Source organism: Acinetobacter sp. XS-4 (genome assembly GCF_023920705.1).
Classification (GTDB): Bacteria; Pseudomonadota; Gammaproteobacteria; order Pseudomonadales; family Moraxellaceae; genus Acinetobacter.
In genome coordinates, this window is the sequence record NZ_CP094657.1 from 2,220,358 (window position 1) to 2,246,750 (window position 26,393).

A 26,393-nucleotide genomic window follows, 5' to 3' on the forward strand; every position below is an offset into this window, starting at 1 on the left:
GTCATTTCGTATAGAATAAAAAGCCAACCCAATTGGGTTGGCTTTTTTATTTCTGCACCGAAACAAACTTATAGTTATATATTATTTATGTAGAAATTGTTTTTCTTACAACCAAGAATATACAGACCTGTATGTTTAATCAATTGAATTTTTCTCACTAAATCAGTTAATTTAATTCATTATCACTTTTACAAATTAAAATTGCTTCAATTCATCACTTTACTAGCTTTTTAAAAAGTTAATTATTGAATATAAATGATTACTTTATTAACTATTAATATTCAATATCTATTATTTATGAATAAAAACTACTTAATTTAAATTATTCACTACTCTTAATTAAAAAAGCCCATCACGAAGATGAGCTTTAAATTTTAACGATCACATCATTTTAAATGGATAGACTTTGTTTTTCTTCTTGAAATAACTGAATTAGTGGTTGAGTTAATAGCTCATAACGCCAACCCAAAAGATAATCAGGCAAGTCTTGTTCATTCCCTTGAGAAAGAACATGTTGATGAATTGCATTTAGCCATTTCTTTCTAAGTAATACTTCTTTAGGAATAGAAGTTTCACTTATTGCATGGGCAAGCACCATATCCATTTTATGTAGAGTTTCTTTAGATGTTACTTTAAAAGGTTTGGCAATTTTTGTTGGCCATTCACTTTCATTCGGTAAATCTTTAAGTAATTCTAAAATAGTTTTTCCATATTCACGAACTACATTTGGGCGAATATCTTTAACTTGCGAGAGTTGAAAACTATTACGTGGATTCTTTTCAACCATATCAATCATGGTTGAGTTTCTAAGAATAAAACTGCGTGGCTGATTGGTCGCTTTAACAATGTATTCACGCCATTCACTTAAATTTTGCAGTTGCATCAATTGACGGCGCGAATGACGGTAATTACCAACATCGCTATAGAGTAACTCTGTTGGTGTTTCACTAATAATTTCTTTAGTTAAACTTCTACAATCTTCAAGAACGTAGTCATAAAGCCCTTTCTGCTTAAGCTGTTCTTGAATATGATGAGCTAACTTCATTATATATAGAACATCATTTGCCGCATAACAAAGTTGCTGAGGCGATAAAGGTCGAGCTAACCAATCTGATCTTGTTTGATCTTTTTCAATGTCAATGTCTAGACAAAGCTTTAAAGCACCTTGGTAACTTACTTGTAGTCCATGGCCTAAGAAAGAAAGCCCCACTTGAGTATCAAACACATTAAGCAGATCTTCTTGATCAGCGTAATGATAGATTAAATCGATGTCTTCCCCACATGCATGAAAAATATTTTGCTGTGCGAGAAATATTCTTTTCCAAAACTGACTTAGATCTAATGAAACACCATCCAACAGATAGACATTGCCATTTACATTGACTTGGCATACCCCAAGTTTAGGCCAAAGGGTGTCAACCTTAATAAATTCTGTATCAAGTCCATATATCGAACATTGATCCATTTTTTGAAGAACATCAACCAAATCGGTTTGCTGTTGGATAAACTGAAACATGCTTTCTCAAGTAAATGCAAAGAGTGCTTAGAACTCTGGTATATATAACATAGAAGTAGGAAATTACCACTTAAACCTTTATGAATACTCTATTTTTGAACAATTTTTCGAAAATAGATAATTTTTTGATCTTTTATTTATACTTTTAAAGTTAACTCCAAATATTCATTGTTTAAAATCTATAAGATCTTTTTCATTTTTATGTGCATTCATATTTTATTTAAAAGATCTTTTGTAATTAAAAACACAATAATATTTGCCTTTTATAGCCAAATTAATAAATTTAATTCAATTTTATATGGCATTAATGAAACAAGCATCGAAATGCTTATTTCATTCTCATACGGTTATGAACTGCCTGACTTAAGGTATGGCTATCTACATACTCAAGTTCACCACCTTGCGGTACACCTTGAGCAATACGTGTCATTTGTATAGGTAAGTGCTTAGTCGCTTCTACCAAATAATGAGCCGTTGCCTGGCCCTCTACCGTCGCATTTGTTGCCAAAATCACTTCTTCAATAGTGCCTTGACTTAAACGCTGAATCAGATAAGGAATACCAATTTCTTCTGGGCCAATCCCATCTAAGGGTGACAGGTGTCCGCCTAAAACATGGTATTTACCACGAAAACTTCCGCTTTGCTCAATCGCCATTACATCAGCTGGTGATTCAACCACACACAATAGTTGATCTTCTCGCTCAGTTGAGGCGCAAATATCACAAATTTCATGTTCAGTTAGAGAATGACAAACGCTACACTCATGAATATAACTTGAAGCTTCATGCAAAGCATGGGCTAATGCAAACGCACCTTCTCGATTTTTCATCAAAAGATGTAATGCCATACGTTGAGCCGACTTCGGACCAACGCTAGGCAATATACGTAAAGCTTGAACAAGTTGTTCAAATCTATCGCTAAACACAGAATTTCCTTAGAACATGCCCGCTAAGCCAGGTGGCAAGCCCATACCAGAATTTGCTTTTTGCATTTTTTCTTCTGAAATAACTTCAGCTTGACGTACAGCATCGTTTACCGCCGCAGCAATCAAGTCTTCAATCATATCTGGTTCATCTTGAAGTAACTCAGGGTTAATTTCGATACGTTTTACAAGATAGCGACCATTCATGGTTACTTTAACCAAACCACCACCAGCTTCTGCTTGGACTTCAGTTTGGGCAAGCTCTTCTTTCGCCTTTTTTATATTTGTTTCCATATCTTTTTGCATGCGCTGCGCTTGCTGCATGAGCATATTGATATTCATAACTTTACTCCGTATCTCTATCAAATCTTTAAAGTATTATTCGTTATTTGGTAATACTTTATAAAAACTTAATCTCATTGAACCAACCTATGCGATTAAAATACATACAGACTGGTGCATTGAACTCAAATTAATCCGTAATTCTGACACAATAGACTAATGTTTTCTATCAGTATCTCTTGCTCTATTTCACATAGCTCCATAAGTAACATCGCCACACTTAGGCATACGTCATAAATACTTAGATGGTCTAAATTAAAGTCTTATAAAACCTCATTGCGCTATTGAGATGCCTGTAGACCTTTATCAATTGTTTTATATTCACTTAAGGGAACTTTCTTAAAGGAGGTATTTGCTTCTTGAATAGATTTATCTGCTTCTTGCACAGACTTCTCTGCATTGTTGATCAATAAAGTTGTTTCATTCACTGGGTTTTGACTCGGTTTGGTCAGTAATTTATACCCAACGACCCCGATTACCCCCACTACAACGACAATAGCAATAGGCTTAAGCATTTTAAAACTCACATTTCTTTTAATTAAATTTAGAGTCTTTATACCTTGTGCTCTTAGCACTCATTTAAACAAAAATGTAGTTTTTTTATTGTAGTTCTGAAATTTGAGTAACATTTCAATATAAAAACCATCTCGATTAAAGAGATGGTTTCATAAACAAAATAACCCAAAAGAATTATTTCGATAGGAATGATTAGATCAGATCAAGACCACGTGAGATATCACGAATAATGTCATTAATATCTTCTAAGCCCACAGATACACGGATTAAACCTTCTTGAATGCCTGCCGTAGCTTTTGCTTCAGCAGAAAGTTTGCCATGTGTAGTTGTTGCAGGATGGGTAATTGTTGACTTCACATCACCAAGGTTTCCGGTAATCGAAATAAACTTAGTATTATCAATAACCTTCCAAGCACCTTCACGTTCGCCTTTAACAACGAAAGAAACAATCCCGCCAAAACCATTTTGTTGTTTTGCCGCAAGTTCATGGCCTTCTTGAGTTGGTAAACCAGCATAGTAAACTTTTTCTACTTTTTCATGGGCAGTTAACCATTCTGCAAGAATCTGAGCACTTTCACAGTGTGCTTTCATACGTAAGCGCAAAGTTTCTAAACCTTTTAAGAAAACCCATGCATTAAATGGACTCATTGATGGTCCAAGTGTACGGACAACTCCAAAGACTTCTTCTAATAACTTAGCATTACCGACTACAGCACCGCCTAATGCGCGTCCTTGTCCATCTAAATATTTAGTCGCAGAGTAAATGACGAGGTCTGCCCCAAACTTTAATGGTTGCTGTAAAACAGGTGTACAGAAACTGTTATCAACCGCCAGTAATGCACCATGCGCATGAGCAATATCTGCAAGCGCTTGAATATCTGCGATCTCGGCTAGAGGATTAGACGGTGACTCAACAAATAAAAGTTTAGTTTCTGGACGTACTGCATTTTTCCATGCATCCAAATCACATAAATCAACAAATGTAATGTCTACACCAAACTTGGCAATATATTTTTCAAACAAGGCAACAACTGAACCAAAAACTGCTCTTGAGCAAATAACATGATCACCCGCTTTGAGATATGCCATAGTAACTGACAAAATCGCGCCCATTCCAGAGCTTGTCGCAACAGCACGTTCAGCGCCGTCTAAAGCTGCTAAGCGTTTTTCGAACATCGATACAGTCGGATTGGTAAAACGAGAATAGATATTTCCTTGAACCTGACCAGAAAATTTTGCTGCAGCTTCAGCCGCATTTTCATATACGAATGATGATGTCAAAAAAATCGGTTCGCCATGCTCACCTTCAAAACTACGAGTATGTCCGGTACGAATGGCTAAAGTATCAAGTTGGTATTCTAAATCATCAGACTGGTTCATTAAATGTTCGCCTTTACTGGTCATGTACTAAAAAACTATCATCATTTTGAGTGTCTAAGGTATTTAAGGTCAAGGTAAACATTAAAATTATCGCTTAGACTTTATTCAATCTTTAGTAAATAGTTGGTAAAGCAAGATGAAACGCTTAAAGTCCCTTGTCTCTGAACAAAGTCAAATCAAGCACCTTTCTGCCCGACTATTTCATTCAAAAACATTAGTACTATCCCAAAGCACCCCCTATGAAGTAATTGGCGAATTCAATCAAACCCGTATTCGCTATTACGCAGCAACACAAAAAAAGTTTAAAGAACCTTTAGTGTTTGTTGCGCCACTCGCAATTAATATGGCGATTTATGATTTATATCCTTATCGTTCTCTTATTAAATACTTTCAAAATGCGGGCTTCGATGTCTATTTGGTCGATTGGGGTAATTTAAAATTTAAAGATAGACACCTTAACTTTTTATCATTTATTGAAGATTTTATTCCTAAAGCGATTGAACTCATCCGAACACATGCAGGAACTGAGCAAATCTCGCTCCATGGATGGAGTATGGCTGGCATATTCGTTACTTTATATGCTGCTCTGAACCAACCCAACCATATTAAAAATTTAATTGTTCTGGGTAGTCCAATTGATAGTTATGCATCTGGCCATATTGGTAAGCTCTATCGGACAATGAACCATTTGATTGGTCGCAATAAGAAAATTCAGGAACGTATTTATTCTGGATTGCCAAAACGTCTGATCCACAGTCCCGGAATTTTAAATTCGTTAGGTTTCAAAATTCTCGATCCTAAAGGATGGTTTGATGGACATCTGCAATTGCTAAAAAATCTTGATGATTTGCAGTTTGTACAAGAGCATGCAACCTTGAGTAGTTTTTTAAATAACATGATTGATTATCCAGGTGGGATTAATCAGGACATGTTGTTTAATGTCTGGCTACAAAATCCATTAAAACGTGGCTTTATTCAGTTAAAAGATAAGAAAATCGAATTAAAAAATATAGATTGTTCCCTCTTAGTTGGCGCGGGTCGTAGTGATCAGTTGGTCACTGCTGACGCTGCTTCGCCATTAAGTCAATTGACAAGCAGTCAGGATGTCACGTTTACTCTCATCCCCGGTGGTCATTTAGGCCTAATGTCGAGCCAAGCAAGTGCTCTGGAGTTTTGGCCAAAACTGGCGGCATGGCTGACCGAACGTTCAACACAAATTTAAGGATAAGGCCATGAGTCAATCTGTTGCATTTATTGGTTTGGGTGCAATGGGCTACCGTATGGCAGCGCATTTACCAAAACACTTCGATACTGTCTATGTATGGAATCGAAATTTCGAAAAAGCCAAACAACATGCAGCAGAATATGGCACAAAGGCTGTCCCATTAGAGCAAGCAGCACAAGCAGATATTATCTTTTCATGCTTACCAACAAGCTCAGATGTAGAAGCACTTATTAAGAGTATACAAATTAAATCTGGAGCAATCTGGATAGATTGTACAAGTGGGGTTCCTGACTCTGCCCACACATTAGCAAGCTTATTAAAACAGTTAAATGTTGATTTTCTGGACGCACCTGTAAGCGGTCAAACAATAGGAGCTGAAAATGCCACTTTGACTGTAATGGTAGGCGGTGATTCCTCAGCTTTTGAACGTGCATTGCCTGCTCTGCAAGCAGTAGGAAAGTTGATTAAACATGTCGGTGAGTCTGGTGCAGGGTTTGCAGTAAAAGCCGTTAATAATATGCTACTCGCGGTCAACCTTTGGTCTGTTGCAGAAGGTTTCAGTGCTTTAAAAGCGCATGGGGTAAGCTTAAACGAAGCTTTAGAGTGTATTAACGCTTCAAGTGGTAAAAGTCTGGTAACAGAGACTATATTCCCACAGCGTGTATTGAGTCGCGAATTCCCAGTAACTTTTGGCTTACCTCTTCTTGCTAAAGACACAGGAATTGCTTTGGATTTAGTCCATCAAGCTAAGCTTCCAGCCCCACTTTTGTCATTAACACAAAGTTTAATTCAAGCTGCTCATTTAACTGCTGAAGACAATAGTGATTTCTCTGCGGCAGTTAAAATGTATGAAGCATGGACAAAAATTACATTAGAGTAAATTTAATCTTTTAGTTCGCTACTTATTCAAGATACTTATTTTAATAAGGTGAATAATAATGGCGTGAGAACTCAATTATTTAAAGTAAGTGTATTGCTACGGAAATTTTCTATAACCTGAAAAACTAAAAATGGGAAATTTTAGAAAGATTTATGCTATGTCGGTACTTGGATATTTTTTTTGTAATCAGGTGATTTAAAGTAATTTACAATCATCTATGCGCTTTTTTCAGACACAACCTTAGCCTGTTCCATTTTTTTTAAATAAGGATTAGCAAGCATACAGCTCGGTAGCAAAGTATTTGCAAGTGGAGGAAAATTTTCTCTTCCTCCTAATGTTATTTTTTCAATGAAACTTGCCAACCACATAATGTACTCACCCTTATTCTTAAATGCTGGCATTAAGCTAATATCAAGCTTAACTGTACATTCTTCTGTAGGCTTATTTAAGCACTCTTCAAAATCAATAAAATTATATTTTAGTCTGTATGAAGTTCCTTTTATCTCTTGTCGAATCATACTGACCAAGCTATTCAAGTGCTCAATAATATCTTTAGAGAAAAACCTATCTTCTTCAGATTTTTGATAAACGCTTTCAGCAACGAGTAAAAACTGTGACATTCCCTATTTCCTTTTAATCTTGTCTCCGATGAATAATCAGATCCTTTAAGGAAGTATGATGTATATAACATTGCTATATGTAAGTTGATTAGAGTAAAAAGTAACCGCAACGGTAAACATGAAAGTTAGCTGCAAAATCAGCCACACAAATTAAATACAAGGATAACTACATCACAATATATAGGATTGAATAAATATATTTCGAAATAACTTTAATAAAAAAAACCCATTTCAATTTTAGAAATGGGCTACAAAAACAAAAAACTATCAAACGCAGCAATTAAGGACAACATGATAGAAGCTAAAACATGTAAAATCAATACATCTTTCAGTTGAATTGTAAACTAAGTTTAATCTTGACTTATTTATATTTTACAAATCAAAAGAAAAGGCCCATTTCCGTCTAAATTAAAATGGGCCCAGTGAATTCCACTTAATCCTGAAATAAAAAGTGTGATAATTATCACGCTTTACATTTTCATAATGTCATTGATATATTTCTTTTTCATTGACCTAATTTCAAACTTCGCTCGTCTATTTAGCAAATGAAAAGACTATAAGATCTCACCTTTTACTAAAATTTTTTATATCTGATCGTCCCAACCAGAAGTATATTTTTATATCGTTAATAAAAGCTAAAAGTGAATTAAAAAGAATCAAATTCTAAAAAAATATATATAATTTCGCTTAAGTTTATGTTTTTATTTGATTTTTATAAATTATTGATATCTAATGTTTTTATTTATTTTGTGAACAAATTATCACCCAAAATGACATTTGAGTAATTAATAATCATTGAAATATTGGTAATAAACCTTATATTGAGTACAGGTTCATACCTTTAACTGAGGAAACGCTCATGAATAAATTTATGGTTGCAGTCTTTACTGGCATGGTGAGCATTGCTGGTTTAAGCGTTCAAGCTGCAACGCCTGAGCAAGAATGTCAGAAATTGCAAGACGATTATAATTTGATTTATGCATCAAAAGGCTTTTGTTTTAAAGATCCTGATGCTAAAGAAAAATATGGTAATGAAAACTGTCATACGACAAAACCAAAGTTTTCTGACAAAGAGCAACAACGTCTTGATGCGATTAAAGAGCGTCAGAAAGAATTGAAATGTAAATAATTTTAAAGGAATAATACATGGCATACGATGATCAAAATATCTTCGCAAAAATTTTACGCAATGAACTTCCAGCGATAAAAGTCTATGAAGATGATCAAGTTCTAGCTTTTATGGATATTATGCCTCAAGCCGATGGCCATACATTAGTTATTCCAAAAACACCAGCTGTAACGCTGCTTGATTTACCCCCAGAAGCAGCCGCATATACCATCCAAATTGTTCAGAAAATTGCGAAAGCAATGGAAAAAGCCTTCAATTTAGAAGGTATTGTCTTGATGCAACTTTCTGGAGCGGCAGCAGGACAAACTGTTCCGCATGTTCATTTTCACCTTATTCCTACAAATGTGCATCAACTTGGACGCCATGCTGTAGAGTTAGGAGATCAAGAAAAAATTAAAGCGTTAGCTGAGAAAATAAAAGCAGCTCTTTGATTTCTAATCTATTAAAGCGGAGTTTTGACTCCGCTTTTTTTCGTCTTAAAACTATAAAAAACTAAAATAATTAATTTATTTCTAAACTTTAACCGTCATAAAACTGTCATTTATTTTTCACGCCCCTGTCACAAAGTTTGCCGATACTGCTTAGCAAGTTGGTGAGCTTTTGTAACTTTTTGTACATAAGTCAACTACAAAATAAATAGTTAACTAGGCATACGCCATTTTTAAATACCTTTTGGAGAAATCTCAATGAAGAAATTGCTACTCGCTGCCGCAGTTGCAACTTTGAGCATAAACGCGGTGCAAGCAGCGCCAACTTTGTATGGCAAACTAAATGTTTCTATTAACCAAGTTGATAATAAAAATTTCGATGGTAAAAGTGATGTTACCGAAGTTAACTCAAACTCTTCTCGCATTGGGGTAAAAGGCGAAGAGAAATTAACTGACAAGTTATCTGCTGTTTATTTAGCTGAGTGGGCAATTTCTACTGATGGTTCAGGTTCTGATACTGACCTTAGCGCTCGTAACCGTTTCATCGGTTTAAAAACTGAAGGTGTTGGTACTTTAAAAGTAGGTAAATACGATTCTTACTTTAAAACTGCTGCTGGTGGTAACCAAGACATCTTTAATGACGATACACGTTTAGATATTACTAATATCATGTACGGTGAAAACCGCTTAGATAACGTAGTTGGTTTTGAATTAGATCCTAAATTATTAGCTGGTTTAACTTTTAACATCATGGCTCAAACTGGTGAAAGCACCTCTGACAGCAAACAAGGTGAAACTGGTAAAGACAGTAAGAATGATAGCTTTGACTCTGTGTCTACTGCGCTTGGTTATGAGAACAAAGACCTTGGCTTAGCAGTAGCTGCCGCTGGTGACTTTGGTATTAAAGGTAAATATGCTGCTTACGGTCTGAAAGATGTTTATACAGATGCTTACCGTGTAACTGGTTCTTATGACATCGCAAAATCAGGCTTTGTTGTAGGTGCTTTATGGCAACATGCTGAACCTACTGATGACTTGACTGCATATGGTCAATCATATAAATCAGATGGTTCAATCGATAAAGCTGGTAAAGCTTACCGTGGTTTAGAGGAAGAAGCATATGCAGTAACAGCTGCTTATAAAATTCCTAACACTAAACTTAAAGTGAAAGCAGAATATGCTTCTGCTGAAACACAAGTAAGTGGTCAAGCAGATCGTAAAATTGATTTGTACGGCTTAGGTCTTGATTACCAAATCAACAAACAAGCTCGCTTCTACGGTATCGTTGCTCAACAAAAACGCGACTGGTTAAGTGATGATGACAAGCAAACTGTTGTAGGTACTGGTATCGAATATAACTTCTAATTAGTTATTTTTGATTCAGATCTAAAATAAAAGGGCTAATGCCCTTTTATTTTATTTTGCAGATTAAAAAAGCCGATATTTTTATATCGGCTTTTTTAACTTTGTAGCTTACTTTAAGAAACCACTTACAAGATTCATGACGTTTTGAATGTCTTGGTTTGCTTCTTGATGATCGGTACTGTCACCCTGAGGTGTTAATGAGTCAATGACTTGAGGTAAGACCGAAGCAATTGCACCGTAAACTTGCTCTTTTGGAGCTTGAGCTTGCGCAGCAACTTGCTCAATGTCAGCTGGATTAAATAAACTCTGTAATTGTTGAGTAGGAACCTCACCATTGCTTTGATTCGGATCAACCCAGCTTTGAACCTGATTTCCTAAACCCGCACCTTTCAACTTTTCAAGAGCAGCCTGCAAACCACCTTGTTGTTGAACCCAACCTAAAATTAAAGGTACAACTGCAATTAATAAACTTTGTACGCCACCACCTGCTTGAGGTGCATTATTATTTCCAGTCACTTGACCTAATACAGAACCTAGTACTCCTCCAAGACCACCTTGAGCGCCAGAAGAAGTATTACCCCCCATTTGCCCGAGTACTGAACCTAAAATTCCACCTAAACCACCTTGGCCTGACGCTTGTTGGTTTCCACCTAAAGCCTGCTGAGCCAGAACTTCAACAATGTTGCTTAAATTTGTCATGTGTAACTCTTATGTATGGTTTATACATGAGCATACGCGGATTCTTGTTAGGACAGCAAAAGCCAAATTGTTAAATTTTGAAAGAGATTTAGAGCCTTTTACCAGCGGAATTTATTCCAGTTCTCTGGGTTTGCCCAGAACTTTGAATTAAACCAATCGGGAACATGCTTATAGGTCAAGATGTTAAATTGCCATAAAGCAAAATCACTATCATGTGAAGTCTTATCAATGAGTTGGGTGAACCCTAAAGAACGCAATAACTGTTCATCACTCCGTTTGCTCACCACAACAATTCGTTTTGCTAATAAGTCACGTAGTTTTACTAATAATTGTGATTTTTGTACTTCAGTTATGTTCTGCATTTCATCTGTATCAAACAATACAAAACCCAAGTCATAACGCTGAGTAAAAGGCAGACTTAAAAGCTCAGTTACGGTAAAATAGTGCCATTGAATTGCGTTATTCTGGTCAATTTTCTGGCCAATACAAAGTGCAGTATGAATGGGCTGTTCGTTTGATAAATCGTCTAGCATAGAAGTGATGACATTTTGTTCAGCCATAACTGCAACCCTTAATTGAAAGATGTGAGTTTAAACTTTATGGAACTACAAGGCATTTGCCATAAAATGCATGCAGGCCTAAAAGATGCTAGTGTAACTGATCAACAGACAACCAAGGCAAATGTTGAATACAAATTTGTATTAGACCGTTCAGAAATTGATCTTCCTTTTAATTTAGGACAAGAACTAGAAATCGAATGGACAGGTAATATTTATTGCACCTCTTGTGGCACTAAAACACCGAAGTCTTATTCTCAAGGCCACTGCTTTAAATGTTTTAAAACTAAAGCTGAATGTGACCTATGCATTATGAAACCTGAAACATGTCACTATCATTTAGGTACATGTCGTGAAGATGACTTCGCCCATAATGTGTGTTTCCAACCTCATATTGTGTATTTGGCAAACTCAAGTGCTTTGAAAGTGGGTATTACTCGTGTTAGCCATATGCCAGGTCGTTGGTTAGATCAAGGTGCAACCCAAGCCTTACCTATTTTAAAAGTTGGATCACGCCGTTTATCTGGTCAACTTGAAACTATGTTTGGTTCTTTAGTTGCTGACAAAACTGATTGGCGCAAACTCCTTAAGGGTGAAGCTGAACCTCTGAAACTGACAGAACAACGTGATCAGTTAATCGAAGAGTTTGCACCGAAAATTCAAACTATTCGTGAGGAATTTAGCCAGAATCTTGAATTTAACGAAACTGTTGAATTCTTAGAAGATGAATTGCCACGTGAGTTTGTTTACCCAGTAGAACAATATCCTGAAAAAATTAAGTCTTTAAACCTAGATAAAACACCAAAAATTCGTGGTGTATTACAAGGTATTAAGGGCCAATATTTAATTTTTGATATTGGTGTTATTAACATCCGTAAATACACGGGTTACGAACTCATCTTACGTGCCTAAGTAAGTTTTAAAGCCCCTAAAGTGGGGCTTTTTAATTTATATAATTAAGATAATCTTTTTCTAAATAGCCAAGCTGCCAAAGGTAAAGTCACTAGTCCAAGTATGATCATTGGAATAAAGTTGTATTTGACTTGTGCAAAGCTTGCCCCCTCTAAATAAACCCGTTGTACTAAGTTAATTCCAAACCTTAAGGGATTTGTGTATGTTGCTATTTGTAATGCTTCCGGCATATTTTCTACAGGCGTAAGTAACCCTGAAAGCAACATCAAAGGCATAATCAATAAAAACGTAAAAAGCATAGCCTGTTGCATATTTAAAGATAATGCCGAAATTGATAAACCCACACCGACTACAGCCACATTAAAACTCAATAAACCAAAATAAAGCAGTCCAATAGAGCCATTCATAGGAATTTTAAACCAGAACAAAATGATCAATAAAATAATGGTTGATTGCATCAGCCCTACAAAAATTGGCGGCAAGGCTTTACCAATCATAATTTTTAATGGTGTATACGGTGTCACTAATAACTGATCAAATGTACCTTGTTCACGTTCACGCGCGACTGATAAAGCAGATAAAAGCAAGGTCTGCATCATACTTAAGGCCGCAATTAATGAAGGCATTAGGCTCCATCGAGACTCTTGATTTGGGTTATACCATGTTCTTGTTTCAAGGCTAATGGGTAAAGCTAAGTTAAATTTTTGCTGATTAAACTGACCAACAATTTTATTTAGATATGAACCAGCTACAACAGCAGTTGATGAGTTCCTGCCATCAACAATGACCTGTATAGAAGAGCTTTGGTTATTATTTAATTTGTTTTCAAAGTCTGACGGTATCGTAATCACGACCAATACCTGACGGCTATCAATGACCTGTTTGATTTGATTGGTATATTCAAGTGATGCAACACGCTTAAAAATACCAGAGCCATCTAGTTTTGAGATTAGTTCATGTGAAACCTGTCCATTGCTCTGGTCTAAAATTGCATAATCCACATGGTTAACGTCATAAGTAGCAGCATAACCAAACAAAAGTGCCTGCATGAGGGCTGGTACAAATAGAATGACTCTATTTGCAGGATCACTAAAAATGGTTAAGAATTCTTTTTTGACTAAAAAACTTAAATGTTTTAGCCAAACGATTAGTTGCCTCCACATAACTTTATCTCAACCGTTTTTTCAGTGAAAAGTTCACAGCACATATCAAAACAACGATATATCCTAATAAAAAACCGCATTCTTTAAACCATAACTTCCAATCATCGCCTCCCATAAATAAGGTTTTAATTAAAATCATAAAATGTGTAGCTGGAAGTAACTGACTAATAATTTGCACAACCCAAGGTAAGTTACGTGTATCGAAAACAAATCCTGAAAGCATAAGTGCGGGCATAAAGCTTGCCAATAAAGCAATTTGACTTGCCTGAAACTGACTTTGAGCAAAGCCAGATATAGTTAGACCAAGTAATAACGAGACGATTAAATATAAAAATGAAGCCGATAAAATTGAGAATAATGAACCGCGCATGGGCACTTCAAAAATAAAATATGCAGCAACAATACAGATCACAATATCAATCATGCCAACCACTACATAGGGAATGAGTTTTGCTAATACAATTTCAAATGGCCGTACAGGTGTAACAAATAAAGCTTCTAGAGTTCCCCGTTCGCGTTCACGCGCAATAAGTAAACCAGTTAAAAATGCGCCAATTAAAGTTAAAATGAGTACCATTAAGCCAGGGACTAAAAACCAAGTACTGTTACCAGATTCGTTAAACCATATTCTTTGTTCAATATTAACGGTGCTTGACGTTGCTAATATTGGACTACGGTCAAACTGTATAGACGGTGCGGTAGCCAAAGCACCTGCAACATAACCTTCTAAGGCTGTTGCTATGGTAGTGGATGTACCATTTAATAATAGTTGAACCTTGGCATTACCTTGCTGTGCCTGACTGGCAAAATCTGAAGGAAAATGCAAAATGGCATCAATTTCTCCATCTCGAATGGCCTGCTCTGCTTCAGGCAAATTATGAAAATCTTGACTTGTTAAATATCGTGAGCCCTTTAAACCAGCTAAAGCCTGATTAATCTGCGGTGAAGACTGATCAACGACAACGCCGACTCGGGCCTGATTTAAGTCAAAGGAAAGTCCATAACCAAATAGCAAAATTAAAATAACAGGCAAAACCAGACCAATCCCGAGGCTACTTTTATCACGTATGAGCTGCTTAGTTTCTTTACGAACTAATGCTGTCAATCGATTCCAAAATCCAAAGCTCATTGTAGACCTCCTAAACAGCGTGCCTTAGCACACGTGCTTGTTCCACAATCGCTATAAAAGCCTCATTCATGTCACCAACATGTTTATCTTTACTTGCCAGTTTACGGACTTGTTGGGGAGACCCTAAGGCTAATAGTTTTCCGGCATCTTGTATGGCAATGCGGTCACAATATTCTGCTTCCTCCATAAAATGGGTAGTAATAATGATGGTAATACCCTGATTTGCCAGCTCGCCAATGCTGTACCAAAATGATCGCCGTGCAAGCGGGTCAATTCCGCTTGTAGGCTCATCTAAAAATAAAATTTCTGGTTCATGTAACAATGCAGCAGCCATAGATAACCGTTGTTTATAACCACCCGGTAAATCACCGCTTTTAACGTGGGGCTTTAAATCGTATTGCTGTAAGGCTTTATCAATTTGTTGTTTTAGCTTTTCGCCCGATAAACCATAGGCTCCCCCAAAAAACTTCAAGTTTTCTAAAACAGTTAAATTACTATAAAGTGCAAATTTCTGAGAGACGTAACCCACTTTAGCCCTTGCCTCAGCACGAGCTGTGCGTAAATTTTTGCCGGCAACTTCCAAATACCCGCTACTTGCTGGTAGTAATCCACATAACATTCGAAATGTCGTAGTTTTACCCGCGCCATTTGGCCCAAGTAATCCAAAGATTTCACCACGCTGCACATCAAATGATGTATTGGCAACGGCAGTAAAATCTCCAAATGTTCGGACTAAATCTTTGACTACAATGACAGGTTGATCTGATTCCAACTCATAATTTTTAAGTGAATTAAAAGTTTGCTTAGAAGTTAATACATGCTCTAGCTGCTTTTGAGCCTGCTGTAACAACATCATAAAAGCATCTTCAAGCTCAGGTTCTCGTATACTTGCTATTAACCCCTGAGGCAAAACTTTGGCAGATAATTCTTTTTGACGACTAATAAAACGTACTTGTTCGCCTTTGGGAACAGCATCAATAATCTCTACATGGTTATTGAGTAATTGGGCTTGTACAATCCGCGACTTAATATTTTCAGGAGGTTTTACTAGCCATGTTTGACCACGTGCTATTTCTTTTAACTGCTCTGGAGAACCTTGTTTTAAAATTTTGCCTTCATGCATGACATACACATAAGCGCATTTTTCTGCTTCATCCATATAAGCAGTACTTATAATTACACTTAAGTTTTCTTCCTGAACAAACTGTTCAATAATGATCCATAAATCTCGTCTTGATAAAGGGTCTACCCCAACACTAGGCTCATCAAGTAGTAGTAACTCTGGAGAGCGAACTAAAGTACATGCTAGCCCTAACTTTTGTTTCATTCCACCAGAAAGTTGACCAGCTAAACGTTGCGTAAATTGAGTAAGGTCCGTTATTTCCAATAACCGTTTAAATCTTTGACTCCGTATATTTTTTGGAACACCGTGTAAATCGGCATATAAATCTAAATTTTCTTGCACGCTTAAATCTTCATAGAGTCCAAAACGTTGTGGCATATAGCTAATGCGGTCTTGTACAGCTTGCGGATTTTTACTCACGTCAATTCCGAGTACATTTAATGAACCCGAGGTGGCTTTATATAGTCCTGCAATTAATCTTAATAAAGTTGTTTTCCCCGAGCCATCTGGACCAACTAAAGCAGTAAGTTCTCCTTTGTTGATTTGCATGTTCAAATGATCAATTGCAGTAATATCTGCTGCCTTTTTACTTTCAGCTTTAAAGTTCATGACTAAATCATGGACATAAACCACCATATTTTCATTGGTCATGTGCATTCTCACCCGAAGCAAGTGGCACTTTTAGAGTCACGGGTTGACCCATTTTCAATTGATCATTTGGATCGTTTACATACACCCTAACCTCATAAACCAGTGTTGTTCTAATCTCTTCGGTCTGTACGGTTTTCGGCGTGAACTCAGCTACTGAAGATATATAGCCAATTTTTCCATTAATAGGCTGATTCGGATAAGAATCACGAATGACTTGGGCCGTGCCACCCATTTTAATAGAGCTTAAATCTTGTTCGTTTACATACACACGAACCCATTTTGGATCGGTCAAAGCCAATGTATAAACAGCCTTTTGCGCTGTTGTCATATCACCAACTTCTTGTAACCGAGCTCGTACCACTGCATTTACAGGAGACTTTAATTCAGCTTGAGTGAGGTTATAGTTAATCAAATCTAAATTAGCCTTAGTTACTTCATACTGTGCCTTGGTCGCTTCACGATCTTCTTGTCTAGCACCCTTAATTATTAATTCTAAATTGGCTAGCCTTTCTCGAACTGCTGCCTCAGCACTATCTTTATTACTTTTGGCATAGTCTAGCTCTTGTTGGCTAATTGCCCTACCATCAGTACTACTCACTAATATTTGTAAACGCTGTAAGTTTTTATCTGTTTTATCTAACTCTGCTTGAGCAGAAGCAAGTTGTGCTTTTGCTTGGGTAATTTCTTCGGGGCGAGCTCCCACTTCTTGTTTAACAATTGCCTCTTGTTGAGCTTTAAGTTGTGCTTGTGCCTGTTTTGCCTGAATCTGTAATGAATTGGTATTAAGCGTAGCCAGTAATTGGCCGGCTTGGACTTTATCTCCCTCTTGAACCAAAAGTTTTTGAATACGCCCAGACTGTTCAAACGCAAGTGAAACTTGGCGAATATCAACATTCCCATATAAAGTTAAAAAACTATCTGATTGTTTTTTATTATGATATTTCCACGCAAAAAAGCCAATTAAAGCTACGGCTATAATAACTAAAACACTGGCAATCACTTTTTTATTCATCTTATTGGCCTTCTTATTAAATTCAAATTTTCTTAGTTTAAATTTAAATTAAATTTAAATTACTCCAATCTTTGAATAAAAGATATACTTTTTATGGTGAATGAAAGTTAGGGTTAAACATGTCCAGATCTAGGCGAAGTGATGGTGACTTAACCAAGTCTAAAATTATTGAGGCAGCAGGACCTTTAATTGCCCAATATGGTTTTGCAAATATAGCGAACAAAACGATTGCCAACGCTGCAAGTGTCGATTTAGCTGCGATTAATTATCACTTTGATGGTCGAGATGGGCTATATCAAGCAGTCTTAATAGAAGCTCACGCTCACTATCTAGATGAAAAATATTTATTGGAACTTGTTGAAAGCACCCACTCACCAGAAGATAAATTAAGCTTATTACTTGAGACGTTGCTGCATAAATTAACTGAAAAAGATGTCTGGCATGGCAATGTCTTTATTCGTGAACTGTTTTCACCTTCTGAGCATTTACTAAATTTTATTGAGCTTGCAGGTATGAGAAAATTTTTTCTTATTCGTAAGCTCATTAGTCAAGTTGCTGGTTTAGATGAAAATGATCCGGCTGTTTTACCTTGTATTTTAAGCGTGATGACACCTTGCATGATGCTCATTATTGCAGGACCAAATGCTCAGGCACCCGAGCCTCTTAAAAATATTGCCCAGATGCCATTACATGATTTAGTTGAGCATTTTAAGAAATTTTCATTAGCTGGCTTAAAAGCAATTAGCGAAGCAAATCTTAAAAATTAGCTATTTAAACATTGCAAAATTGCCTGCACTGGATCTTCTGTATTTCCAGAAATAAGTTGTTTATGCATGGTTAAATGTTGCATCACTTGAATTTGAGCTGTCTCAACATTCATTAGTTTTTCTATTTCAGCGGCTAAATTTTCTGGTGTAGCATCTGCCTGAATCAGCTCTTCAATGACTTTCTTACCTGCAATAATATTCGGCAAAGAATAATAAGGAATTTTCACCAAAAGCTTAGCAATTATATAAGTTAACCAATGCAACTTATAAAAAGTGACCATTGGTCTATGCATTAACATTGCTTCTAATGTTGCCGTCCCAGAAGCTAAAGCGATGATGTCGCTTGCATTCATGACCATACGACCAACTTTAGACTCGCTATCTGTATTTTCTAAAATATGAATTACAGCTTTTAAATGAGGTGCTAATTGTTCAACACCCTGCTCAATCTGCTGTTTACGCGCATCGTTAATCGCGGGAATTAAAAATTGAATGCCTGGATATTTCTTATGCAGAATATTGGCAGTTCCAAGCAACATAGGTAAAAGTCGCTCTACCTCACCTTTTCGACTACCTGGCAACAAAGCAATATGTTTTTGATCTTCATCAAGACCTAATTGCTGTTTGGCAATTTGAATTGGATTTTCAAGTGGCAATTGTTTAGCTAATGGGTGACCGACAAATGCTGCTGGAACTTCATATTGTTCATAAAAAACTTTTTCAAAAGGAAATAAGCAAAGAACTAAATCTATACTTTGTTTAATGCCATGAACACGTCCTTGGCGCCACGCCCAGACTGAAGGACTGACATATTGAACTGTTTTTATTGGAAGATTTTTTTCTTTAATACTTTTCGAAAGTCTGAGGTTAAAGTCTGGTGCATCAATACCAATAAAAATATCAACTGGATTTTGAGTCCATTGATTGATTAGATCATCCCGCACGGCAAATAGTTTTTTTAAGTCTTTTAAGACCTCAACAATCCCCATTACAGATAGAGTTTCCATTGGATAATAACTGTTAAAACCTTCCGCAATCATTTGAGGACCACCGATTCCCTCAAATTCGGCATCGATTCCTTGTTCTCGAAAACTACGCATAAGTTTCACACCAAGCGTATCTCCAGAAACTTCCCCAACTACAATGCCTATTTTAAGTTTTCGGTTTGCCAAGGCGATTTACCCAAGAATTTGAAATAATGCATTCTAGCATAGAGGTTTATCAATCTTGAACTTGATCGATACGTACTTATTCAAAGCAACCACAGCACAAGCTATCTAAAATTACATTCATTCACTATCTTTTAATCTAAATTAACAATGCAATTTGAATTGTAGCTTACATTTACAAACAATAAAATAAATGAGAATTATTTACATTATCTTTAATCTTATGAATATCCCACCTCGACCATTTAAGCTTACCGTAATCGCCTGCGCGATTTGTTATGCGAACCTCTCTTATGCTCAAGAATCAGAGGTACAAGCTTTACAGACGATTCAAGTTAAAGCCACAAGTGCTGAGCAGTCTTCTGAACAGACCAAAGCATATAATGTTAAAAACTCCAGTAGTGCAACTAAGCTTAATATTGAAGCTAAAGAAACTCCTCAAACCATTAATGTCGTTACTCGTCAGCAAATTGAAGATTTCGGACTTACCAGTACACGAGATGTTTTAAAAAATACCCCAGGTGTAACCGTATCTAATCAAGAAACTGAGCGAACCACTTATATGGCTCGCGGCTTTGAAATTTCAAATATATTGATTGACGGCGTGGGTTTTCCCCTCTCAGGTTATAACTACAACAATACGAATCCGGATACTTATTTTTATGATCGTGTAGAAGTCGTTAAAGGTGCTGATTCTTTAACTAACGCCTTCGGTGACCCGAGCGCAACAATCAATAATATTAGAAAACGCCCGACTCAAGAATTCCAAGCAAGTGGCGGTGTAAGTTATGGTTCTTGGGATACTCAGCGTTATGAAGCTGATGTCTCTGGCGCAATCATACCGAGTGGAAAAGTACGTGGCCGTATTATGGGCTATGAGCAAACTGGTGATTCTTACCTTGATCGATATTCGTCAGAGAGAAATGGTTTCGCAGGTATTATTGAAGCTGATTTGACAGATAGTACTTTACTTACCGCAGGTTATAGCCAAGAACAAAATAAACCTAATGCAAACAACTGGGGTGCTCTGCCTTTGTTAGATGCCAATGGAAAACAAATTTCATATGAGCGCTCATATAATCCAAATCCGGACTGGGCACACTGGGATAACGAAACACAAAATGCTTTTGTTGAATTAAAGCAAAAAATTAATGATCAATGGACCGCTAAGCTGACCTACAACTATCTTGATACCCAGCATAATAGTCGTCTTCTTTATTATTATGGTTATCCAAAAGCTGATGGTTCTGATGTTGCTTTAACCGCTTGGGGAGGACAAGAACATCAAGAAAAACATGCTGTCGATTTTAATCTCGAAGGAACCTATAGGCTTTTCAACCGAGAACATGAAGCAACTTTAGGTTATAACTATGTACGTAGTCATCAGCAAGATAAGCAATCTTCAGGTTTTATTAACGATGCTAATATTTTGAATGATTACTCGCAGGGATATTTACGTCAGCTCACGACAAATTGGGCAAGTTGGACTCCACAATCTGTAACTTGGTCAGATTTCACAGAAGCTGCAAACTATAAACAGAATATTAATTCCATCTATGCTGCGACACGCTTACATCTTAATGAAGATTTAAAACTTTTACTTGGTGCAAACTATGTCCAAGCTGAAAGTAAAGGTGAAAGTTATGGCTCCCCAATGTCATATAGTGAAAGTAAAGTATCACCATATGTTGGACTAACTTATAACTTTACACCTGAATATACAGGTTATATGAGTTACACCTCAATTTTCCGTCCTCAAACTGGTATTGATAAAGATACCAATCAAGCTTTAAAACCTATTGATGGTAAAAGCTATGAAATGGGCGTAAAAAGTTCATGGCTAAATGATCGCTTAACAGGAACACTTTCAGTATTTAAAACTGAGCAAAATAATTACCCTTTACGCAGCTCGGATGGAAATCCACTTAATCGAAAAGTACCAACCAGTGATTTAGAGTCACAAGGTGTAGAAGTCGGCTTATCAGGTCAAATCACAAATAATGTGAATCTATCTTTCGGCTATGCTCAATTTAGTATTAAAGATATTAAGAATGGCGGCGAGGCAAGAACTTATAATCCAAACCAGACACTTAACGTGCTAACCACCTACACACCACCAGTTTTACCGAAGCTAAAAGTTGGCGCAGGCTTGCAATGGCAAGATGGGATAAAGTTATATGATTCAAATGTTAACAGTACGATTAAACAAGATGCATATGCTTTAGTTAATTTAATGGCAAGCTATGAAGTCAACGATCATATTACGCTTCAAGCAAATGGTAATAATATTTTTGACAAGAAATATTTAAATAGTTTTCCAGATGGCCAAGCTTTTTACGGCCCTTCTGCCAACTATACAGTTGCTGTAAAGTTTAAATATTAATATCGTAGCCAATCTCAATGAGGGATTGGCTTTACTTATTATTCTTTGTGTATGTGTCAATAAAGATGTCCAAAACCGTAAATCTCCCTGTGTCATATCGTATAAAAGTTTTCTATCGATTCTTGCTAGTTTTCGGTATGGGCTTTGCCTGTATGGCATATTTAAGTCTTGGACTCATTGGAATTTTTCTTTTGACCCTCGACAAAGCTGAAGCTATATATCTCGCTGCATTTATAGCAATTCTATTTTACGTAATCTTTGTGATCGTAGGTTTCTGCGTTCAATCACTTTTGAAACTCACTGGGCTATCAATTGTTTTGTGCGCCCTTTTCTTTTTTGCAGCGCGTATGGTGGGTTATGCATAAGGGTATACGTCAATCTATGGCATGGCTACACTCATGGACTGGCTTAATATTTGGATGGCTCGTATTTGCCATTTTCTTAATGGGTAGCCTATCTTATTACCGCCACGAAATTAATTTATGGATGCAACCTGCCCTTGCGCAGTATGAAGTAAAGCAAGACATTGCGATTAAAACAGCATATCAATATTTACAAGAAAACGCGCCAGATGCCAAATCTTGGTATTTAAATGTGGCTACACCTGAAAGTCCAGTCAACACTATGTATTGGGAAAAAGCTGACGGCGGTTATGGCAATGCCACACTTGATGCTAACACGGGAAAAGAACTTCAACTTTCGGCAACTCTAGGCGGCGATTTTTTTTACCGTTTCCACTACCAACTTTTTGGCATTCCAATAATAGTTGGGCGATTAGTCGTGTGTTTTGCCGCATTTATTATGATGATTGCTTTGGTTTCAGGCATTATTACCCATAAAAAAATATTCACCGACTTTTTTACTTTGCGTACATTTAAGTCTCAGCGTTCATGGCTAGATTTTCACAATATTTCTTCGGTGATTGCCCTGCCTTTCTTTTTAACCATTACATTTACAGGTTTAGCCATTTTCTTCTATTTATATCTGCCTTGGGGAATGCAAAAGCTCTATCCTGAAAATCCTTATCAATATTTTACCGAAATACGTACAAAGACTGTGCCTGAGAACCAATCGATTCAGCCAGCTCAGAACCTATCAATCGAAAAGTTATTAAGCCAAGTTCAACAAAGTTGGGGGAATCAATCTTTATCAACAATTAGTGTAAAAAATCCAAATACCAATCAAGCTCAAATTACTTTTATTCAAAAAGAAGACCAGTCTATCACTCGTAATCAGGCTCAAATTACATTAAATGCATCAACTGGCAAAGTCTTGGCAGATACACGTAATAATAGTCCTATTGCAACCTTAAATGCGGGTGTATATGGCCTACATATGGCGACATTTGCTCAACCTTTACTCCGTTTAGGATTCTTTTTCTCAGGCATTCTAGGTTGTGTAATGATTGCTTCCGGTTTGTTACTCTGGAGCCTTAAACGCCAAATTCAAAGTAAGAATAGTAAGTTTCACTTTGGACACTATTTAGTTGACCGTTTAAATGTTGCAGCATTTGTTGGCCTGCCATGTGCGACTGTCGCCTATTTAAGCGCGAATCGATTATTTACAGTTACGCCAACCACAATCAATTATGAAATTTATAGCTTTTTCTTAGTCTGGCTCATCAGCTTAATCATTGCACTAATCACTAAAAAACAGTATTTGTGGCGAACTCAACTTTGCGTTTTTATCATGCTATGTAGCGCACTTCCAATCTTAAATCTAAGTTATTTGCTTAAATATGATTATGTTCAAAGTCTCAGAGATTATTGGACGTTTGCACGTGTAGATGTATTTTTATGGATATTTGCAGCTTTAGCAATTTTCATATTCTGCAAAATTCAACCTATTCAGCATAAGGCTGTAGAAAAGATTCAAAAAAAGCTGAATAAATTAAAGGTTGAGGTGAACTCATGATCTTTATAGCTTTCATCTTCATTTTATTTGGAATGTATTTGTTATTTATGGCGAGCGAGAAATATCGATCGCCGAAGTCAGCTGGCTATTTCAAATCATTAGCTCAAAAGTACTACCGACACTTTAAAATAGCTGCATTCATATTATTTGTTTTATGTGCATTTATTCTGATTAAACACTATAAATTTTCAATTGGTTTTGTCAGTTGGTGGATCTTTGCAACACCGTTAACTTTTGGTCTCATCCTTCTACTTAACCCTTTAAAATCATCTAAATAATATTAGCCCCTAATAATTTGATGAAAAATAGCTCAAGCTAAGCAAAATTATGATCGCTTAGCTTTTTTTTGCATAAGTAAATCATTATTCATGACAACTGTTTATCTCTAAAAGGAATAAGATATGGACGTTTCGTGATATGTGGCGATAAAGATGTCTGGTGCTTTTGAATTTATCTTAGCGGGTATGTTAGTTGGTTTCTGTGTAGGGATTACAGGAGTTGGTGGTGGTTCATTAATGACACCAATTTTAATTAGTCTTTTTAGAATTGAACCGCATATCGCAATTGGTACCGATTTACTTTATGCCGCAATTTCAAAGTTCTGTGGATCAATGGTCCACGCTAGAAAACTCAATATTGTCTGGCCAATTGTTTTATGGTTAGCAGTAGGCAGTATTCCTGCATCTTTCGCTACCACATGGGTACTTGAGCATTATTTAAGTCAGTCAACACACTATAAGTCTGTGTTAACTATGGTGTTAGGCTTTATGCTGACTTTGACTGGTGTTTCTATCATTTTCCGCTCGCGTATTGAAAAATTCTTTAATCGTTTTAGAAGTAAAGATGTAACTCAAACTGAAAATGAACATTTAGCTATCCATAAAAAACGTAGCTTTATCGTAGTTATGGGTATCATCTTAGGTGTATTCGTAACCCTTTCATCTGTGGGTGCTGGTGCATTTGGTATTATGGCACTTGTAATCATGTTCCCAAACTTGCCAATGATTCGAATTATTGGTTCAGATGTGGTACATGCGGTATTGCTTACCTTAGTGGCTGGCCTTGGACACATGAGTGCTGGTAACGTCGACTTTACGCTTCTTATGTGGTTATTGGTGGGTTCAATTCCAGCGATTATTGTAGGCACTCTAATTAGTTCTCGCATGCCTGAACGTTTAATCCGAAAAATTTTAGGAATCACCCTATTTGCCCTTGGTGTTAACTTTATGGTTAACCCAGTCAAAGCAAAACCGAAAGCACCTGTGGTACAACAACAAGTCGTAGTTGCCGAAAAAACAAGCAACTCAACTGAAAGATAGCAAAATCAATAAGATTTTTCCAAACTGAAATACCATGAGATGTAGGATTTTCATAATTATTTCATGGTATATTCAGTATACAAAACAACCTTTAGTATGATCGAACCAGTGACAGCAATGACTACACATTCAAATTCCGTTTCAAAGCCAGATATCGACGACGTTAATATTAAAAGCATTCAAACTCTTGTAACACCAGCTGAGCTTAAGTCAGAACTTCCTTTATCTGATGTTGCTTCACAAACTGTTCTAAAAGGCCGCGACACCATTCGTAATATTTTAGATGGTTCAGATAAGCGTTTGTTTGTCGTTATTGGTCCTTGCTCTATTCATGACCCTAAAGCTGCTCACGAATATGCCGAGCGTTTAAAAGCATTAAGTGAAAAGGTTAAAGATTCATTGTATTTAGTTATGCGTGTTTATTTTGAAAAACCACGTACAACAATTGGTTGGAAAGGTCTAATCAATGACCCGGACATGAACGATTCTTTTAATATTGAAAAAGGTTTACGTATTGGTCGTAAGCTTTTACTTGAATTAAATGAAAAAGGTTTACCTTGTGCAACTGAAGCACTTGACCCAAACTCTCCGCAATACTACCAAGACTTAATTTCTTGGTCTGCAATTGGTGCCCGTACAACCGAAAGTCAAACTCACCGCGAAATGTCTTCTGGTCTATCATCACCAGTAGGTTTTAAAAATGGTACAGATGGCGGTTTAACTGTTGCAACCAATGCGATGCAGTCTGTTAAATATGGTCATAGCTTCTTAGGTCTTAACGAAGACGGACAAGTTTCGATTATTAATACGAGCGGTAACCCTTACGCACACGTAGTATTACGTGGTGGTAATGGTAAGCCAAACTATGATGCTGGTTCTGTTGAAGAAGCAGAAAATGCTTTAGCGAAAGCAAAAGTTAGCAATAAAATCATGATTGATGCGAGCCACGCGAACTCAAATAAAGACCCGTACTTACAGCCTCTTGTTCTTAAAAATATTACTGAACAAATATTAGATGGTAATAAGTCAATTGTTGGTCTTATGGTTGAAAGTCATTTAAAAGGCGGCCGCCAAGATATTCCTGAAAATCTTTGTGATCTCGAATATGGTAAATCAGTAACTGATGGTTGTATTGACTGGGAAACTACTGAAAAAACATTACTTGAAATGCATGAATCTTTAAAAGACGTTTTACCAAATCGTTAATTCATCTTTTTAAGAAGATCAATTAAGCCCTCATTTTTGAGGGCTTTTTTTATTTTTCTTTGTCGG

General features: G+C 36.5%; 26 protein-coding genes. 13 read left to right on the top strand and 13 right to left on the bottom strand.

Annotated elements, in window-relative coordinates:
* Positions 1 to 391: 391 nt before the first annotated feature.
* The 5 genes from MMY79_RS10335 to MMY79_RS10355 form a co-directional block, all read right to left on the bottom strand.
* Positions 392 to 1,516, bottom strand: a complete 1,125-nt coding sequence (locus tag MMY79_RS10335; protein WP_252608226.1) for an HRDC domain-containing protein — start codon at positions 1,514 to 1,516, stop codon at positions 392 to 394.
* A gap of 328 nt (positions 1,517 to 1,844) precedes the next feature.
* Positions 1,845 to 2,441: a recombination mediator RecR gene (gene recR / locus MMY79_RS10340; RefSeq protein ID WP_107973218.1), complete on the bottom strand. Its 597-nt coding sequence runs from the start codon at positions 2,439 to 2,441 to the stop codon at positions 1,845 to 1,847.
* 9 nt (positions 2,442 to 2,450) lie between these two features.
* The gene (locus MMY79_RS10345) at positions 2,451 to 2,780 is read right to left on the bottom strand and encodes a YbaB/EbfC family nucleoid-associated protein (protein ID WP_004642711.1); all 330 of its coding nucleotides are present in this window, start codon (positions 2,778 to 2,780) and stop codon (positions 2,451 to 2,453) included.
* A gap of 281 nt (positions 2,781 to 3,061) precedes the next feature.
* Positions 3,062 to 3,295 carry a hypothetical protein gene (locus MMY79_RS10350; protein WP_005304936.1) on the bottom strand — a complete coding sequence of 78 codons (234 nt, stop codon included), beginning with the start codon at positions 3,293 to 3,295 and terminating at the stop codon, positions 3,062 to 3,064.
* Between the two features lie 193 nt (positions 3,296 to 3,488).
* A complete protein-coding gene (locus MMY79_RS10355) occupies positions 3,489 to 4,676 on the bottom strand; it encodes an O-succinylhomoserine sulfhydrylase (RefSeq protein WP_252608228.1) in 1,188 nt (395 codons plus the stop codon).
* Between the two features lie 136 nt (positions 4,677 to 4,812).
* Between MMY79_RS10355 and MMY79_RS10360 the strand changes: the two genes are divergently transcribed.
* Both MMY79_RS10360 and MMY79_RS10365 read left to right on the top strand, forming a co-directional pair.
* The gene (locus tag MMY79_RS10360; RefSeq protein WP_252608230.1) at positions 4,813 to 5,898 is read left to right on the top strand and encodes an alpha/beta fold hydrolase; all 1,086 of its coding nucleotides are present in this window, start codon (positions 4,813 to 4,815) and stop codon (positions 5,896 to 5,898) included.
* 10 nt (positions 5,899 to 5,908) lie between these two features.
* A complete protein-coding gene (locus tag MMY79_RS10365) occupies positions 5,909 to 6,781 on the top strand; it encodes an NAD(P)-dependent oxidoreductase (protein ID WP_252608232.1) in 873 nt (290 codons plus the stop codon).
* Between the two features lie 215 nt (positions 6,782 to 6,996).
* Here the strand turns inward: MMY79_RS10365 and MMY79_RS10370 are convergent, their stop codons facing one another.
* Complete coding sequence (locus tag MMY79_RS10370) at positions 6,997 to 7,401, bottom strand: hypothetical protein (protein ID WP_252608234.1); 405 nt, start codon at positions 7,399 to 7,401, stop codon at positions 6,997 to 6,999.
* An 859-nt stretch (positions 7,402 to 8,260) separates the two neighbouring features.
* Here MMY79_RS10370 and MMY79_RS10375 point away from each other — a divergent pair.
* The 3 genes from MMY79_RS10375 to MMY79_RS10385 all read left to right on the top strand — a co-directional run bounded on the left by MMY79_RS10375 (position 8,261) and on the right by MMY79_RS10385 (position 10,323).
* Positions 8,261 to 8,530 (top strand): YARHG domain-containing protein, encoded by a 270-nt coding sequence (locus MMY79_RS10375; protein ID WP_004792570.1) that lies wholly within the window; start codon positions 8,261 to 8,263, stop codon positions 8,528 to 8,530.
* A gap of 17 nt (positions 8,531 to 8,547) precedes the next feature.
* The gene (locus MMY79_RS10380; RefSeq protein ID WP_252608236.1) at positions 8,548 to 8,961 is read left to right on the top strand and encodes an HIT family protein; all 414 of its coding nucleotides are present in this window, start codon (positions 8,548 to 8,550) and stop codon (positions 8,959 to 8,961) included.
* 255 nt (positions 8,962 to 9,216) lie between these two features.
* Positions 9,217 to 10,323 (top strand): porin, encoded by a 1,107-nt coding sequence (locus MMY79_RS10385; RefSeq protein ID WP_252608238.1) that lies wholly within the window; start codon positions 9,217 to 9,219, stop codon positions 10,321 to 10,323.
* 108 nt (positions 10,324 to 10,431) lie between these two features.
* Here the strand turns inward: MMY79_RS10385 and MMY79_RS10390 are convergent, their stop codons facing one another.
* Together MMY79_RS10390 and MMY79_RS10395 are read right to left on the bottom strand one after the other, a co-directional pair.
* Positions 10,432 to 11,022, bottom strand: a complete 591-nt coding sequence (locus MMY79_RS10390; RefSeq protein WP_252608240.1) for a YidB family protein — start codon at positions 11,020 to 11,022, stop codon at positions 10,432 to 10,434.
* 98 nt (positions 11,023 to 11,120) lie between these two features.
* The gene (locus MMY79_RS10395; protein WP_016138231.1) at positions 11,121 to 11,582 is read right to left on the bottom strand and encodes a DUF6231 family protein; all 462 of its coding nucleotides are present in this window, start codon (positions 11,580 to 11,582) and stop codon (positions 11,121 to 11,123) included.
* A 39-nt stretch (positions 11,583 to 11,621) separates the two neighbouring features.
* Between MMY79_RS10395 and MMY79_RS10400 the strand changes: the two genes are divergently transcribed.
* A complete protein-coding gene (locus MMY79_RS10400) occupies positions 11,622 to 12,491 on the top strand; it encodes a DUF2797 domain-containing protein (protein WP_252608242.1) in 870 nt (289 codons plus the stop codon).
* A 44-nt stretch (positions 12,492 to 12,535) separates the two neighbouring features.
* On the opposite strand, the gene MMY79_RS10405 is transcribed toward MMY79_RS10400, so the two are convergent.
* The 4 genes from MMY79_RS10405 to MMY79_RS10420 are packed head-to-tail and all read right to left on the bottom strand — an operon-like array spanning position 12,536 to position 17,569.
* The gene (locus MMY79_RS10405) at positions 12,536 to 13,654 is read right to left on the bottom strand and encodes an ABC transporter permease (RefSeq protein WP_252608244.1); all 1,119 of its coding nucleotides are present in this window, start codon (positions 13,652 to 13,654) and stop codon (positions 12,536 to 12,538) included.
* Positions 13,655 to 13,658: 4 nt separating this feature from the next.
* Entirely contained in the window at positions 13,659 to 14,783 is a 1,125-nt protein-coding gene (locus MMY79_RS10410; RefSeq protein ID WP_252608246.1) for an ABC transporter permease, read from the bottom strand.
* A 10-nt stretch (positions 14,784 to 14,793) separates the two neighbouring features.
* On the bottom strand, positions 14,794 to 16,557 hold the full coding sequence (locus MMY79_RS10415; RefSeq protein ID WP_252608254.1) for an ATP-binding cassette domain-containing protein: 1,764 nt from the start codon (positions 16,555 to 16,557) through the stop codon (positions 14,794 to 14,796).
* Positions 16,547 to 17,569: an HlyD family efflux transporter periplasmic adaptor subunit gene (locus MMY79_RS10420; RefSeq protein ID WP_252608256.1), complete on the bottom strand. Its 1,023-nt coding sequence runs from the start codon at positions 17,567 to 17,569 to the stop codon at positions 16,547 to 16,549. The genes MMY79_RS10415 and MMY79_RS10420 overlap by 11 nt, the downstream gene beginning before the upstream one ends.
* Before the next feature lie 119 nt (positions 17,570 to 17,688).
* Here MMY79_RS10420 and MMY79_RS10425 point away from each other — a divergent pair, with 119 nt between their 5' ends.
* On the top strand, positions 17,689 to 18,336 hold the full coding sequence (locus MMY79_RS10425; RefSeq protein WP_252608258.1) for a CerR family C-terminal domain-containing protein: 648 nt from the start codon (positions 17,689 to 17,691) through the stop codon (positions 18,334 to 18,336).
* Here the strand turns inward: MMY79_RS10425 and lpxB are convergent.
* The gene (gene lpxB, locus MMY79_RS10430) at positions 18,333 to 19,508 is read right to left on the bottom strand and encodes a lipid-A-disaccharide synthase (RefSeq protein ID WP_252608261.1); all 1,176 of its coding nucleotides are present in this window, start codon (positions 19,506 to 19,508) and stop codon (positions 18,333 to 18,335) included. The two genes, MMY79_RS10425 and lpxB, sit on opposite strands and share 4 nt — an antisense overlap.
* Positions 19,509 to 19,728: 220 nt before the next feature.
* Between lpxB and MMY79_RS10435 the strand changes: the two genes are divergently transcribed.
* The 6 genes from MMY79_RS10435 to MMY79_RS10460 all read left to right on the top strand — a co-directional run bounded on the left by MMY79_RS10435 (position 19,729) and on the right by MMY79_RS10460 (position 26,327).
* Positions 19,729 to 21,888 carry a TonB-dependent siderophore receptor gene (locus tag MMY79_RS10435; protein ID WP_252608263.1) on the top strand — a complete coding sequence of 720 codons (2,160 nt, stop codon included), beginning with the start codon at positions 19,729 to 19,731 and terminating at the stop codon, positions 21,886 to 21,888.
* A gap of 65 nt (positions 21,889 to 21,953) precedes the next feature.
* Positions 21,954 to 22,253, top strand: a complete 300-nt coding sequence (locus MMY79_RS10440; RefSeq protein WP_252608266.1) for a hypothetical protein — start codon at positions 21,954 to 21,956, stop codon at positions 22,251 to 22,253.
* Positions 22,246 to 23,802 (top strand): PepSY-associated TM helix domain-containing protein, encoded by a 1,557-nt coding sequence (locus MMY79_RS10445; RefSeq protein ID WP_252608275.1) that lies wholly within the window; start codon positions 22,246 to 22,248, stop codon positions 23,800 to 23,802. Before MMY79_RS10440 ends, MMY79_RS10445 begins: the two co-directional genes overlap by 8 nt.
* The gene (locus tag MMY79_RS10450) at positions 23,799 to 24,080 is read left to right on the top strand and encodes a DUF1634 domain-containing protein (protein WP_252608277.1); all 282 of its coding nucleotides are present in this window, start codon (positions 23,799 to 23,801) and stop codon (positions 24,078 to 24,080) included. Before MMY79_RS10445 ends, MMY79_RS10450 begins: the two co-directional genes overlap by 4 nt.
* A 153-nt stretch (positions 24,081 to 24,233) precedes the next feature.
* Complete coding sequence (locus MMY79_RS10455) at positions 24,234 to 25,121, top strand: sulfite exporter TauE/SafE family protein (protein WP_252608278.1); 888 nt, start codon at positions 24,234 to 24,236, stop codon at positions 25,119 to 25,121.
* Positions 25,122 to 25,217: 96 nt separating this feature from the next.
* Positions 25,218 to 26,327 (top strand): 3-deoxy-7-phosphoheptulonate synthase, encoded by a 1,110-nt coding sequence (locus tag MMY79_RS10460; RefSeq protein WP_289781478.1) that lies wholly within the window; start codon positions 25,218 to 25,220, stop codon positions 26,325 to 26,327.
* Positions 26,328 to 26,393: the final 66 nt, after the last annotated feature.

What these genes read in the sequence shown, in the direction of transcription:
- MMY79_RS10335 (WP_252608226.1), bottom strand. Translation starts at nt 1,516, where the DNA reads ATGTTTCAGTTTATCCAACAGCAAACCGATTTGGTTGATGTTCTTCAA.
- MMY79_RS10345 (WP_004642711.1), bottom strand. Translation starts at nt 2,780, where the DNA reads ATGAATATCAATATGCTCATGCAGCAAGCGCAGCGCATGCAAAAAGAT.
- MMY79_RS10350 (WP_005304936.1), bottom strand. Translation starts at nt 3,295, where the DNA reads ATGCTTAAGCCTATTGCTATTGTCGTTGTAGTGGGGGTAATCGGGGTC.
- MMY79_RS10355 (WP_252608228.1), bottom strand. Translation starts at nt 4,676, where the DNA reads ATGAACCAGTCTGATGATTTAGAATACCAACTTGATACTTTAGCCATT.
- MMY79_RS10360 (WP_252608230.1), top strand. Translation starts at nt 4,813, where the DNA reads ATGAAACGCTTAAAGTCCCTTGTCTCTGAACAAAGTCAAATCAAGCAC.
- MMY79_RS10365 (WP_252608232.1), top strand. Translation starts at nt 5,909, where the DNA reads ATGAGTCAATCTGTTGCATTTATTGGTTTGGGTGCAATGGGCTACCGT.
- MMY79_RS10370 (WP_252608234.1), bottom strand. Translation starts at nt 7,401, where the DNA reads ATGTCACAGTTTTTACTCGTTGCTGAAAGCGTTTATCAAAAATCTGAA.
- MMY79_RS10375 (WP_004792570.1), top strand. Translation starts at nt 8,261, where the DNA reads ATGAATAAATTTATGGTTGCAGTCTTTACTGGCATGGTGAGCATTGCT.
- MMY79_RS10380 (WP_252608236.1), top strand. Translation starts at nt 8,548, where the DNA reads ATGGCATACGATGATCAAAATATCTTCGCAAAAATTTTACGCAATGAA.
- MMY79_RS10385 (WP_252608238.1), top strand. Translation starts at nt 9,217, where the DNA reads ATGAAGAAATTGCTACTCGCTGCCGCAGTTGCAACTTTGAGCATAAAC.
- MMY79_RS10390 (WP_252608240.1), bottom strand. Translation starts at nt 11,022, where the DNA reads ATGACAAATTTAAGCAACATTGTTGAAGTTCTGGCTCAGCAGGCTTTA.
- MMY79_RS10395 (WP_016138231.1), bottom strand. Translation starts at nt 11,582, where the DNA reads ATGGCTGAACAAAATGTCATCACTTCTATGCTAGACGATTTATCAAAC.
- MMY79_RS10400 (WP_252608242.1), top strand. Translation starts at nt 11,622, where the DNA reads ATGGAACTACAAGGCATTTGCCATAAAATGCATGCAGGCCTAAAAGAT.
- MMY79_RS10405 (WP_252608244.1), bottom strand. Translation starts at nt 13,654, where the DNA reads ATGTGGAGGCAACTAATCGTTTGGCTAAAACATTTAAGTTTTTTAGTC.
- MMY79_RS10410 (WP_252608246.1), bottom strand. Translation starts at nt 14,783, where the DNA reads ATGAGCTTTGGATTTTGGAATCGATTGACAGCATTAGTTCGTAAAGAA.
- MMY79_RS10415 (WP_252608254.1), bottom strand. Translation starts at nt 16,557, where the DNA reads ATGACCAATGAAAATATGGTGGTTTATGTCCATGATTTAGTCATGAAC.
- MMY79_RS10420 (WP_252608256.1), bottom strand. Translation starts at nt 17,569, where the DNA reads ATGAATAAAAAAGTGATTGCCAGTGTTTTAGTTATTATAGCCGTAGCT.
- MMY79_RS10425 (WP_252608258.1), top strand. Translation starts at nt 17,689, where the DNA reads ATGTCCAGATCTAGGCGAAGTGATGGTGACTTAACCAAGTCTAAAATT.
- MMY79_RS10435 (WP_252608263.1), top strand. Translation starts at nt 19,729, where the DNA reads ATGAATATCCCACCTCGACCATTTAAGCTTACCGTAATCGCCTGCGCG.
- MMY79_RS10440 (WP_252608266.1), top strand. Translation starts at nt 21,954, where the DNA reads ATGTCCAAAACCGTAAATCTCCCTGTGTCATATCGTATAAAAGTTTTC.
- MMY79_RS10445 (WP_252608275.1), top strand. Translation starts at nt 22,246, where the DNA reads ATGCATAAGGGTATACGTCAATCTATGGCATGGCTACACTCATGGACT.
- MMY79_RS10450 (WP_252608277.1), top strand. Translation starts at nt 23,799, where the DNA reads ATGATCTTTATAGCTTTCATCTTCATTTTATTTGGAATGTATTTGTTA.
- MMY79_RS10455 (WP_252608278.1), top strand. Translation starts at nt 24,234, where the DNA reads ATGTCTGGTGCTTTTGAATTTATCTTAGCGGGTATGTTAGTTGGTTTC.
- MMY79_RS10460 (WP_289781478.1), top strand. Translation starts at nt 25,218, where the DNA reads ATGATCGAACCAGTGACAGCAATGACTACACATTCAAATTCCGTTTCA.